At 68.9% G+C, this 12731-nt stretch carries 5 protein-coding genes and 2 pseudogenes; all 7 read right to left on the bottom strand.

All coding sequences use genetic code 11. The features are described 5' to 3' along the window. Positions 1 to 784: pseudogene (locus ASD72_RS15505) on the bottom strand (FGGY family carbohydrate kinase); the annotation flags it as partial. 2 nt (positions 785 to 786) lie between these two features. Next, positions 787 to 1524, bottom strand: a pseudogene (locus ASD72_RS15500) (FGGY family carbohydrate kinase); the annotation flags it as partial. A 13-nt stretch (positions 1525 to 1537) separates the two neighbouring features. Next, positions 1538 to 3940 carry a glycoside hydrolase family 95 protein gene (locus ASD72_RS15495; protein WP_081420413.1) on the bottom strand — a complete coding sequence of 801 codons (2403 nt, stop codon included), beginning with the start codon at positions 3938 to 3940 and terminating at the stop codon, positions 1538 to 1540. Positions 3941 to 4004: 64 nt separating this feature from the next. Then, positions 4005 to 6851 carry a TIM-barrel domain-containing protein gene (locus tag ASD72_RS15490; protein ID WP_081420412.1) on the bottom strand — a complete coding sequence of 949 codons (2847 nt, stop codon included), beginning with the start codon at positions 6849 to 6851 and terminating at the stop codon, positions 4005 to 4007. 68 nt (positions 6852 to 6919) lie between these two features. Continuing rightward, positions 6920 to 8593: a DUF5597 domain-containing protein gene (locus tag ASD72_RS15485; protein WP_056881071.1), complete on the bottom strand. Its 1674-nt coding sequence runs from the start codon at positions 8591 to 8593 to the stop codon at positions 6920 to 6922. A gap of 16 nt (positions 8594 to 8609) precedes the next feature. Continuing rightward, positions 8610 to 10517 carry a sialate O-acetylesterase gene (locus ASD72_RS15480; protein WP_056880854.1) on the bottom strand — a complete coding sequence of 636 codons (1908 nt, stop codon included), beginning with the start codon at positions 10515 to 10517 and terminating at the stop codon, positions 8610 to 8612. Continuing rightward, positions 10514 to 12712, bottom strand: coding sequence for a cellulase (locus tag ASD72_RS15475; RefSeq protein WP_155944679.1), 2199 nt, complete (start codon positions 12710 to 12712; stop codon positions 10514 to 10516). The genes ASD72_RS15480 and ASD72_RS15475 overlap by 4 nt, the downstream gene beginning before the upstream one ends. Between the last annotated feature and the right edge of the window lie 19 nt (positions 12713 to 12731).

The following is a 12731-nucleotide window of genomic DNA, read 5'->3' as shown; positions in this document are numbered from 1 at the left end:
AATGCGCCGGGGTCATGTTGGTCGGGTCCATCCCGGCCAGCACGCCCTTGCCGTGCGGCAGGTCCGGGGTGCGCTCGCCGTTGAGGAAGGGCAGCATCACCAGCCCATCCGCRCCKGGCGGCGTGGCCTGCAGGTGGGCATCGCCCTCGCGCGTGCTGAAGCCGAACAGGGTGGCCACCTGTTCGGTCGCCACGGTGCAGTTCATCGTGCAGATCAGTGGCAGCCAGCCGCCGGTGGAGGAACAGAACGCGGCCCAGGCACCGTCAGGATCGACGACGGGCGTATCCGAGTAGGCGAACAGCGTGCCCGAGGTGCCCAGGCTCATCGCCAGGCGGCCTTCTTCCACGCAGCCGGTGCCGATGGCCGCCATCATGTTGTCGCCGCCGCCGACGGCGACCTTCACCGTGGCGGGCACCCCCAGTCGCGCCGCCGTGGCGGGATCGATGTCGAACAGCGCATCGGGCGGCGCGATCGGCGGCAGGCACGCGGCCAGGTCGCGGTCCGCATCGGTCGCGCGCAAAAGCTCCTTCGACCACGTGCGGGTGCGCACATCGAGCCAGCCCGTACCGGAGGCATCGCCCCACTCGCAGAAGCGCTCGCCGGTGAGGACGACGTTGAGGTAATCGTGCGGCAGCAGGATCGTCGCCAGCCGGGCATAGGCGTCGGGACGATGCGTCTTCGTCCACGGCAGCTTCGAGGCGGTGTAACCGGCCAGGATCGGATTGCCGGCCAGGGCGATGGTGCGTGCCGCACCGCCGACGGCGTCCATGATCTGCGCGCACTCGTGGCCGCCATCATGTTGTCGCCGCCGCCGACGGCGACCTTCACCGTGGCGGGCACCCCCAGTCGCGCCGCCGTGGCGGGATCGATGTCGAACAGCGCRTCGGGCGSCGCGATCGGCGGCAGRCACGCGGCCAGGTCGCGGTCCGCATCGGTCGCGCGCAAAAGCTCCTTCGACCACGTGCGGGTGCGCACATCGAGCCAGCCCGTRCCGGAGGCATCGCCCCACTCGCAGAAGCGCTCGCCGGTGAGGACGACGTTGAGGTARTCGTGSGGCAGCAGGATCGTCGCCAGCCGGGCATAGGCGTCGGGACGATGCGTCTTCGTCCACGGCAGCTTCGAGGCGGTGTAACCGGCCAGGATCGGATTGCCGGCCAGGGCGATGGTGCGTGCCGCACCGCCGACGGCGTCCATGATCTGCGCGCACTCRGCCGTGGTGCTGGTGTCGCACCACAGCTTGGCGGGTGCGAGAACTTCGCCAGCGGCATCCACCGGCACGAAGCCGTGCTGCTGGCCCGAGACCGCCAGCGCGGAGATGCGCTCACGCATGGCGGGATCGATACGGTCGAAGCACGTCTGCATCGCGGCGACCCAATCGCCAGGATGCTGTTCGCGGCTGCCATCGTCGCCGCTGGTCAGGCCAAGCGGCGCGCTGGCGCTGGCCACGATCGCACGCGCCGCGGCGTCGTACACCACCACTTTCACGCTCTGCGTGCCTGCATCGATGCCGGCGACAAGGTTCATGCCATTTCCTTCTTCATGCGCGCACCAGCGCGCCATTGCGCAGCCGCACCGTGGCCGACGCCCCGGCGGCGAGTTCGATGTCGAGCGCCTGGTCCGCGTGGACCAACGCGTAGCGGCCGCCCTTGTCCGAGTTCAGCGTCGCGTGCGCCAGCCGTCCTGCCTTCCAGGTGAGGTCCAGGCGTGCGGCATTGCGCACGCGCACGCCTTCGAGTGCACCGTCGCGCCATAACGACGGCAGCGCGGGCAGCAGGAAGATCGAGCCGCCCCAGCTCTGCACCAGCATCTCGACGATGCCGGCGGCGCCGCCGAAATTGCCGTCGATCTGGAACGGTGGATGCGCGTCGAACAGGTTCGGGTAGCTGCGCTGCGGCGACAGCAGCATGCGCAGGATCTTCAGGCTGTGCTCGCCATCCCACAGGCGCGCCCAGAAGTTCAGCCGCCACGCGATGCCCCAGCCGGTGGCCTCGTCGCCGCGGATTTCCAGCGTGCGTTGCGCGGCGCGCGCGAGCTCGGGTGTGTCCCGCAGGTTGATCTGCGCGCTCGGGTGCAGGCCGTAGAGATGCGAGATGTGGCGGTGGTGGATCTCGGGCGCCTGCATATCCCAGTCCTGCTGCCATTCCTGCAGCTGCCCGGCCTTGCCGATCCGGTTGGGCGGCAGCTGCGCGCTTAGCGCAGCCAGGCGCGCGGCGAAATCGGCGTCCACGCCGAGCACGCGCGCCGCTTCGATGCACTGGCCGAACAGATCGCGCAGGATCTGCGCGTCCATCGTCGGACCGGCGCAGATCGCCGCTCCGAAGGGATGTTCGTTTTCCGGCGACAGCGACGGCACGGTGACCTTGTGGCCGGTCTGCGGATCGTCCTGCAGCGTGTCGACGAAGAACTGCGCGGCGCCCTTGAACAGCGGCCAGACCTGCTTCAGGTAATCCGTATCGCGCCCGTAGTCCCAACGATCCCACAGCGCCTGCAGCAGCCACGCCCCACCGGTCGGCCACAACGCCCAGCGTGCGCCATCCGGCGGCGTGGCGGCGCGCCACAGGTCGGTGTTGTTATGGAGCATCCAGCCACCAGCGCCGTACATGTCGCGCGCGACGCCGGCGCCGGTCTGCGCCAGTTCCTCCAGCATGCGCTGCAAGGGTTCGACGCACTCGCCCAGGCCGTTCTGCTCGGCCGGCCAGTAGTTCATCTCGGTATTGATGTTGACCGTGTACTTGCTCTCCCACGGCGGATCCATCAGGTCGTTCCAGATGCCCTGCAGGTTGGCGGGCTGGCTGCCCGGCCGCGAACTGCAGACCAGCAGGTAGCGTCCGTACGCGTGGTACAGCGACACCAGCGCGGGATCGTCGCCCTGCTCGAAGGCCGCGATGCGCTCATCGGTCGGCAGGTCCGCCGCGGTGGTGCGGCCCAGGTCCAGCCGCACGCGATGGAACAACCGACGGTGCTCGGCGAGATGCTCGGCGAACACGCGATCGAACGCCTTGCCCTTCATCTGTGCCAGCTGCGTGGCGGTGATCGCGTCGGGATCGCCGCTGACATCGTCGTGCGCCACATGGCTGGTCGCCGCGACGATGCGCAGCTCCAGTTCGCGCACGCCATCGAAGGCGATCTGGTCCTGCTCCACCCGCAGCTGGCCCTCGCGGTGCGCGACCTGCACGCGGATGGCGAAGCGCAGGCGGCCTTCGATGCCGTGCTTGCCGACGTTGCGGCCGCTGACGTGCCAGCCGCCATCGACGACGCGCGTGGTCGTCGCATGTTCGTTGCCGGTGCGGATCCGGCCGATCATCGCGTCGCCGCCTTCGACGGTGTAGCGCACGACGATGCATTGGTCGACCGGCGAGACGAATACCTCGCGACGGTGTACGCCGTTGCCGACGCGGAACGTGGTGCGCGCGACGGCGGCATCGAGGTCCAGCTCGCGCCGGTAGTCGGCCACGCCGTCCAGGCGGTCGAACTGCAGCCACAGGTTGCCCAGCGGCTGGTAGGCCATCTGTTTCACCGGCCGCGAGATCAGGGTGTCGTCGGCCAGTGCGGCGGCTTCCGCGTAACGACCCGCGAAGATCAACGCGCGTACCTGCGGCAGCCCCTCGCGCGCTTTCGGATTCACCGCCGAATACGGTCCGCCCGCGTACAGCGTGTCCTCGTTGAGCTGCAGGCGCTCGTGCGCCACGCCGCCGAAGACCATCGCACCGAGCCTACCGTTGCCGACGGGCAGCGCCTCCACCCACACCCGCGCCGGCTGGCGATACCAGAGCCGCAGGTCCTGCGCCGTCGTCGCACCGGCCACGACGGCATCGGACCGGCCCGGCCATGCCGCGACCACCGCACCCGCCGCCACGCCCTTGAACAGCGTGCGGCGCGCGGGATCGCGTGGCCCGGCGTCGACGGCGACCGGCGACGTGCCCGGGCGCGGGGACTGCATCATCCGGCCCTCCCGGACAGATATTGTCTACCGGTTACCATGGTGCCGCCCGACCACGCGCCTGTCATCGTGCAGTGCGGGGAAAACGCACGACCTGCACCTTGCCGTCGTAGCGGACGGTGACGTCGCCCTGCGGCTCCAGCGCGCCGGCATCGGCGCGGGGACCGTCGATGAAGCGCACCCGCACGTCGCGCGACGCGACCATGCCGGGATAGCGGCCTTCGCGCGCGCCGATCCGCAGCTCGCCGGTCTTCTCGTTCCACGCCAACGGAATGCGGCTGGATTCGCCACGCTCGTAGCCGTAGCTGCGGCCGTTGTCCTCGTACAACGAGAACGTGCCGTCGGCGCCGGTGTAGACCTCGATGGTCAGCGGCGCATCGGGCTTCTCGTCCACGTACTGCTGCACCACGGTGCGCGGCACGATGGCACCGGCACGGACGAACAGCGGCATGCGCTGCAGCGGTGCGGCCGCTTCGATCGTCTGTCCGCCGTCGTAGCGCTTGCCGGTCTCGAAGTCGATCCAGCTCGTGCCCGCAGGCAGGTAGACCGGGCGCGTGGTCGCCTTGAACGTCGTCACCGGCGCGACCAGGAACGCGGGGCCGAACAGGTACTGGTCGGCGATGTCGCGCACCTTGGGGTCGGACGGGAAGTCCATCGCCAGCGTGCGCAGCAAGGTGCCGTCCTGGTGGTAGGTATCGCCGGCCAGCGTGTAGATGTAGGGCAGCAGCGTGTAGCGCAGCTTCAGGTAGTGGACGAAGCTGTCGTAGTGCGGCGAGCCTTCCGGTGCGATCTCCCAGATCTCGCGGTACGGGAACTGGCCGTGCAGGCGGAAGATCGGCACGAAGGCGCCGTGCTGGAACCAGCGCAGGCTCAGTTCGCGCCACTCGGCCAGGTGCGCGGGGTCCTTGTTCTCATAGCGCTTCTCCGGCGAGAAGCCGCCGATGTCGAAGCTGACGTTGGGCGCGCCCGCCATCGAGGCATTGACCAGGCCGGAGATCTGCTCGCGCAGGTCGTCCCAGCGCGGCACGATGTCGCCGCTCCAGAACGCGGCACCGGCACGCTGCTGGCCTGCGAAGAACGCACGCGACAGGATGAAGACGCGCTTGTCGGGATCCTGCTCGCGCGAGCCGCGGTAGACGCCTTCCGAATGCACCAGCGGATACGAGTTGAAGAACTCCACCGACGGACCCAGCGACGTCGGCGTGGTGCGCGCCTTGCGCTCGCCGATGTCGATGTTGCTGTGCAGGTCCGGCTCGCTGGCATCCAGCCACCACGCATCGAAGCCTTTCGCGTTGAGCTTGCCGTTGACCTGGCGCCAGAAGATGTCCTGCGCTTCCTTCGAGTACGGGTCGTAGAAGGAATTGAGGTAGCCCTTGCCGATCCAGTCCAGCTCGCCGACCTCGACGTTGCGGTGGTACATGTGGCCGGCGGCGTCGAGCTCCTTGTAGTTCGCGGTGGTCGGATAGAACTTCGGCCACACCGAGATCATGATCTGCGCATGCTGGTCGTGGACGTGGTCGACCATGCCGTCCGGGTCCGGGAAGTTCTTCGCATCGAAATCGTGCGAACCCCAGGCGTCTTCCGGCCAGTACGACCAGTCGAGCACGATGGCGTCGATCGGCAGCTTGCGCTTGCGGTACTCGTCCAGCGCGCCGGTCAGTTCGGCCTGGGTCTTGTAGCGCTCGCGGCTCTGCCAGAAGCCGTACGACCACTTCGGCAGCAGCACGGCCTTGCCGGTCAGCGTGCGGTAGCCGGCCAGCACCTGGTCGGCGTCGTCGCCGGCGACCACGTAGTAGTCGATGGCCTGCGCAGCCTCGGACCAGATCGACAGGTCCTTCGCTTCGTCGGCCGGCAGCGGATCGCGATGCAGCAGCGCGATGTAGGACGGCTCGATGCGATCCCACACCAGCTTCACCGTGTGGCGCTGGCCGGCCTTCATCTCCAGCGCGAACTCGTGGTGCCACGGGTTCCAGTTCTGGCGCCAGCGGTCGAGCACCAGCTCGCCGTCGATGTAGAGCTTGGCGTACTCGCTGTTGTACAACGAGAAGGTGTGGCGACCGTCGCTGCGCGCCGCGATCTCGCCTTCCCACACCACGTCGCTGCGACCGCCGGTGGCGAGGTTCTTTCCCTTTGCCGGGAAGTTCGCCAGGTCCTTGATGTACTGGTAATTCACTTCGCTTTCGCGACGCTCGACCACCTGCTTGCCGTTGACGGTGTAGCGCGCCGTCAGCGCGCCTGGCTTGCCCTGCGCGTCGAACAGGTCCAGCGACGCGCCCAGCGGCTGCAGGCCGCGCGGATCGCCGTAGCGGGTGATCGCGTTGCTGTCCCACAGGATGCCGTAGTGGCGCGTGGAGACGAGGTAGGGAATCGCCTTGTCGATGTTGTGCTGGAGCAGTTCGACATCGCGGCCCTTGAGGTTCATCCAGCCTTGCTGGTGCAGGCCGGTGCCGTAGAAGGCTTCGTCATCGGATGAATCGAAGCGCTGGCGGATGCTGTAGTAATCCTTGCCCTCGACCTTCGTCGGCGTAAAGCTGCGCGCACGCTCGGCCAGCAACGGCTTGCCGTCGGCGTCGAAGAAGCTGACCCGGCCCGTGCGCGCATCGACCTTCGCCGAGATGCCCTGCGTACTGACCGTCACCTGCCCGGCGGATTCGCCCACCTTCACCGCCGGCGGCGCACCGGTCTTCGCGCGCATCAGGCTGGGCGTGCGCGCGAAATCGCCATCGGGATCGGCCATCACGCGCAGGATGCCCGGCGCGACCGCTTCGACCTTCACGTCGGCGGCGGCGGCATCCGCCGGCCGCACGATCACGCCATGGTCGATCTTCTCGACGGCGCCCTGCCCTGCGGCGTTGGCGCCCGCTGCGGCCAGGGCCAGCAGCGGCACCGTCAACGTCTTCAAGTAACCCATCGCTTGCTCCTCGTTCGGGCGCGTGGGCACCCGGGTTCTGGGACCGGCACGGCCGGTCCGCGGATCGATCAGTAGGTCGCCAGCTTCACCCGCAGCAACTGCGGGACGCTGGAGAAGTTGAGGCCGTAGTCCGTCTGGTCGCCGTTCCAGCGGCGCCGGAAGACCCACTTGCCGTCGACGAACGTGCCTTCATCGACGTACTCGTAGATCTGCCGTGCGGCAACGGCCGGATCGGCGGCATTGATGTTGATGCGGGCATGCGCGCCGGCGACCAGGAACTCATCCGGCCCCAGCTGCACCACCAGCGCGCGGCCGATCGGTTCGGGATTGCCCGGCGGTTCGCCCTGGAACCAGAACTGCGGCACGCCGTAGGTGACCACCATGTTCCAGCGGTCGTCGATCTTCACCGTCTGCACGGCCTGTCCGGGCTGCTCGGCGGTGCCGCGCACCTTGTCCTCGAAGCTCGCCTGCGCGATGACGCGCGCCGCCGGCCGCACGATGGCGTAGTTCAACGCGAACGACTCCAACGCCTTCTCGTCCAGGTGCTTGGCGCCGAGCGGCCAGTTGGAATAGCGCGAGTAGTCGATGCCGAACGGCGACCAGCCGATGGCCTGTTCGCCCAAGGCGGAGAAGAAGTAGCGCGGGTATTCCTCGCGGTTGCCGGTCTCGGCGACGAACAACGGGTTGTCGGGGCGCGAGTAGCGATCGAGTACCGTCGTGTAGTGCGTGTACTCCGGCATGTAGATGTCGGGCGCGAGTACGTCGATATGCGGCGCGGCGGCCTTGTACACGTCCAGCACGTTGTCGGTGGGGCCACCGCTGGCGTACTGACCCGGCTGGCCCGGATTGAACGGCCCGCGCAGCGCTGCATTCACCAGCATCGGCAACGGATAGACCGCCTTGCCGGCCTCGGCGACCTGGTCGATGTAGTGCGCGATATGCCAGGCGTGGAAGTACTCGTCCGCGTCGGCGCCGAACACCTCGCGCCACGTACCGGGCGTCTTGCCGAGCTTCTTCAGCAACGCGTCGGGCACCGGGCCTTCGAACACCTTCTGCGCCAGCGGCGAGAAATCCCGCACGCTGCCGTAGGTGCCCGGCTCGTTCTGCGGTTGCACCATGATGACGGTGCGCTGCGGATCGGCGGCCTTCAGGTGCGTCATCAGGGCGACGAACGCCTTGCGGTCGGCGTCCAGCGTGGCCTGCGCGTGCGGCGACAGCGAGTTCAGCGTACGGCCGTCGGCGGTGATGACCCGCGGGAAGCGGCCGTTGTCCAGCTTGACCCAGGCCGGCGCGTAGTTCGGGCCGTTGTTCTTCCAGGTCGCGAACCACAGCAGCACCAGGCGCACGTCCTTCTCGCGCGCCTGCTTGAGCAGCACGTCGACGAAGGAGAAATCGAAGGTGCCTTCCTTCGCTTCGACCTGCTCCCAGGCCACCGGCACCATCACCGTGTTCGGCTTGACCACGTCGATGGCGGGCCAGACGTCGTCCAGCGCCTGCGGCCAGTTGCTGGAGTTGTTGACCTGCGCGCCGAGGATCAGGAACGGCGCGCCATCGACCATCAGGGCATGGCGGCCGTCCTTGCTGACGATCTGCGGGATCTGCGGGATCGGCGTGGCACCGGACGCATCGGCCGCGCCGTCGCCCTTCGCCGTGGCCGGCGCATCGCCTTTTCCGGAGGGTTGGCAGGCGGCCAGGCCGAGCAACGCGACAAGCGACAGGAGCAACAGGCGGTGGGGCATCATCGAAGGCATTCCGGGGTCACCACGCATCCGTGCGGAAGGGCGAGGCAGGCAGGCCCGCCGCGTTGATCAGGTCGGCATCGGCCGGGTTGTCGGACCAGCCGTAGCGCACGGCCACCGGCGTCTTCACCGCCGAGCTGCGCACCACGACACGACCATCGACAAGCGAGGCCTCGGCCGGATGGAAGACGCGATCGGCACCGGCCAGCGCGAAGCCGCGCACACGCGCGCCGCCTCCGCGCACGGCGAGGGCGCTGCCGCCACCATCGAACGCGAGGGTCGCGGTGCCGGCCGAGAACGCCGCCTGCGTGTGGACCGGCCCGTGATAGACCAGCGATTCGCCGTACGCGACGTGCCGCGCCGCCAGCGCAAGCCGCTTGCCGACGTCCTGCTTGTTAAGCGGATGGATGTCGGCCGGATTGCCGATGTCGATGGTCACCACCTGCGCGGTGGCCGGCAGCGAGAGCGTGGCCGACTGCGATTCGCGCAGTACCGCCCACGGGCTCTGGTCGCCCTGGTCGACGCCGGAGGAGAAGTTCGCCAGTTGCACCCACAGGAACGGCAGGTCGGGCGCCTGCCACTGGCGGCGCCACTGTTGGATCATCGCGGGGAACCGGGTGCGGTATTCCAGCGCATCCGCCACCGTGTTCGCATTCGATTCGCCCTGGTACCAGATCACGCCGCGAATGGCATACGGCTGCAGCGGATGGATCATCCGGTTGTAGAGCAGCGTGGGGTGCTGGTTCTTGTCGTCGATCAACGCCAGGGTGACGTTGGCCGGCCGGAACGACCAGTCCGCCAGCGGACGCGCGCCAGCACCGTCGGGCTGCACGAACACTTCGTCGGCCTGGCCATGGATGCCGCCACCGCCGCCCGTGTCCGAAACACGCACGGCGACATGGTTGACGCCTGCGCGCAAAACGGACGCCGGCACTGTGTAGCGACGCGGCAGGTTGTACTGCATGCGCGTCTGCCCGACCTGCGTGCCGTTGACCCACGTGGTGTCGGAATCGTCGATGCGGCCCACGCCCAGGGTGAGGCCGTTCTTCGCTTCCGCCGCGGTGAGGGTGAAGGTGGCGCGATACCAGCCGATGCCATCCATGCCGGTCCAGCCCGCTTTCTCCCACAGCGACGGCACGGTGATGGGCAGCCAGTCGCGGGCATCGAAGTCCGCAGCCTGCCAGCCTGTGTCGTCGGCGGGACCCGCCTTCCAGTGCGCGAGGTTGGCGCGCGTCTGCACCAGTGCGCTCTCGTCGGATGCGCGCAGGCGCTCGGCCTGCGCCTTCAGCGCGGCGGCATCCACGCCCTGCGTGGCGGCATCGGTCCAGGCCTCGATCCGGCTGCCGCCCCAGGTGCTGTCGATGATGCCGATCGGCACGCCGGTAGCCTTGCGCAGCTCGCGCGCGAAGAAATGGGCGGCAGCCGAGAATTTCGGTGCGGCCTGCGGCGACGACGCCACCCATTCGCCGCCTTCCAGTTGCGCCTGCGGTTCGCCGGCCCACGACTTGGGAATCTTGAAATGGCGGATCTGCGGGTCGGTCGCGCGCGCGGCTTCTGCCTCGGGATCGGCGGACTGCGCGATCGGCCACTCCATGTTCGACTGTCCGCTGGCCAGCCACACATCACCGACCAGCACGTCGCGCAGCACGCGCGGTTGCGTGCCATCGTCGATGCGCATCACGTGCGGACCGCCCGCCGTCTGCGCGGGCAACGCCAGCGACCAGCGTCCATCGGCTGCGGCCTGCGCCGTGGCCTCGCGGCCAGCGAAGGTCACGTGCACGCGCGCACCGGGCGCGGCCTCGCCCCAGACGCGCACCGGCTGGTCGCGCTGCACGACCATGCCGTCGGCGAAGAGGCGGGGCAGCTCAACCGCCTGCGCGGCAGGGATGGCCAACAGGCCCAGCAACAACGGGACAGCTCGAATCATTCCGGATCTCCGTACCAGATGCCGCGCCCTTCGGTGCCGAAGTAGACGCGGCCATGCAGGCGGGGATCGCCTGTCACATGGCGGATGATGCCGCCGAATCGCAGTGCGTCATCATCGATGCGCTGCCAGCGGCGCCCGCCATCGTCCGAACGGAACAGGCCACGCTGCCCGCGCACCTCGCCGTACACGAACAGCACCGGCGCATCGCCCGCCTTCGCCGGCTTGCCCAGGCCCACGGACATGACGTTGTCCACGCCGGGCACGCGCTCCAGCTTGCCGGGCGCGAGATGCAACAGTCCACGCCACGACGCGGCGATCCAGGCCTCGCCCGTCTTCTCCGGGTGCGGCCGGATCTCGGCGCGGTACCAGTCGCCGATCGCGCCTACCGGCGCGCGCACTTCCTCGAAGGCGACGCCGCCGTTGCCGCTGACGTACAGCTTGCCGCTGATCGCATCGAAGCCGTAGTAGATGCCCTCATCGACGCGGTCGGCCTCCACCACCGCGGTCTTCGGCAGGCCCTTCACCGGTTGCCAGCGCCCGCCCATGTCGGCGGTGATCCAATGGTGCTCGCCATTGCGCGGATGCCAGATCGCGCGCTTGCCATCGGCGGCGAGCGTGATCTGCCCGGCGCCTTCGCCATCGGCCGGCTCGGTCGCGAAGGCCGTCCACGTGCGGCCGCCATCCTTCGACCATGCGCCGCGCACCGCGCCTTCCGGCCGGTTATGGAAGTAGCCCGTGCGCACCATCACCTGCGGTGCGCGGCCGGCGAAGGCCAGGCTTTCGGTATTGGAGAAGCGCACGCCGGCGAAACGCTGCTGCGACACATCGAGATCGTCGTGGACGAAACCGTCCACATCGCCGAGGCCGCTCACCAGGTGCGCGCCCTGCGGCGGACTGGCCAGCGCCAGCGGCACCGTTTCCTCGAAGCCCGCCTGCTCGAAGTGCCACGTCATCTCGGCGCCTGCGTCGAAGGCCTTCGCATTGGTGGACGCCCACACGCCATAGCCGGTGACGAACAGCAGGCGGTTGGCATCGAACGGATCGATTTCGAGGTCGGCCATCCAGTGGGGCTTGGCATCCTGCGTCCAGGGCGCAGAGGCATGGTCGAAGCCGGAACGCGGGAACAGCGCCGTCCACGTGCGCCCGCCATCGAGGCTGCGATAGATATCGTCGTGCGGCTGGTAGCGGCGGAACGTGCTGGCGATGATGATGTCGGGATCCGTCGCGTCCACCGCCACGGCGCCCCAACCGAAGCCGGCATCGGCCTTCGAGCGGCGCACCGGCGTGATGTCCTCCCAGCGATCGGCGATGGGGTCGAAGCGCCAGACGGCGCCATCGGCCATGTTGTTGGGCCCGGGCTCGTCGCCGTAGCTCAGCAGCCAGCGGCCGCGCGCGTCGCGCACCATGTGGCTGGGGCGCAGCCCGACGGGTTGGCCGGGCACGGCCTGCCAGGTCGCGCCGCCATCGCGCGAGCGGTAGAGGCTGGTCTCGTTCGTCGAAACACCGGCGTAGATCGTCTTCGTCGGCGCGCCCTTCGCGCCATCGACCGGATCGAACACCACGAACGCGATGCCCACCGGCCGCAGGTCGCGCCAGCCCGCGGCCCACGCCGACCTCGCCTTGGCGATGGCAGGGAAGCCCGATGCCTCGCGCCATGTCGCGCCGGCGTCGTCGCTCCGCCACAGGCCATTGGCACGCGTGCCGAACAGCAGCACGCGGCCGTCGTTCGGATCGACCGCGAGGCGCTCGCCGTTGCCGCGCCCTTGTTCGTTGCCGCCCAGCTTGAACGGCAACGCGGCGCGCTGGAACGTCGCGCCGCGATCGGTGGAACGCAGGATCACGCCATCCTGCCCACGCTCATGCAGATAGGTGCCGACGGCGAGATAGAGGCGATCGGGATCGGACGGATCCAGCGCGAGGCTCTCCACGCCGAAACGGCCGCTGTCCTCGTGGCCCATCCAGTCCATCAGCGGCTGCCAACGCTGCTCGCGCGGCTGCCAGCGGTAGGCGCCGCCGATGTCGGTACGGGCGTACAGCAGGCCTTTCTCGTGCGGATGGAAGACCAGGCCGCTGACGAAGCCGCCGCCTCCGATGGCGACATTGCGCCAGCGGTAGCCGGAGACGTCGTCCTTCGCCGCCGCGCCGGGCACCAGCAGGAAAACGAACAGCGCGAGAGTCAGGCGAAGCGTGAGCACGGAATCTCCTGTCGGGGAA

The sequence above is a fragment of the Pseudoxanthomonas sp. Root630 genome, from assembly GCF_001427585.1.
Classification (GTDB): Bacteria; Pseudomonadota; Gammaproteobacteria; order Xanthomonadales; family Xanthomonadaceae; genus Pseudoxanthomonas_A.
This window is presented reverse-complemented; position numbering and strand designations above follow the sequence as displayed.

What these genes read in the sequence shown, in the direction of transcription:
- ASD72_RS15495 (WP_081420413.1), bottom strand. Translation starts at nt 3,940, where the DNA reads ATGCAGTCCCCGCGCCCGGGCACGTCGCCGGTCGCCGTCGACGCCGGG.
- ASD72_RS15490 (WP_081420412.1), bottom strand. Translation starts at nt 6,851, where the DNA reads ATGGGTTACTTGAAGACGTTGACGGTGCCGCTGCTGGCCCTGGCCGCA.
- ASD72_RS15485 (WP_056881071.1), bottom strand. Translation starts at nt 8,593, where the DNA reads ATGATGCCCCACCGCCTGTTGCTCCTGTCGCTTGTCGCGTTGCTCGGC.
- ASD72_RS15480 (WP_056880854.1), bottom strand. Translation starts at nt 10,517, where the DNA reads ATGATTCGAGCTGTCCCGTTGTTGCTGGGCCTGTTGGCCATCCCTGCC.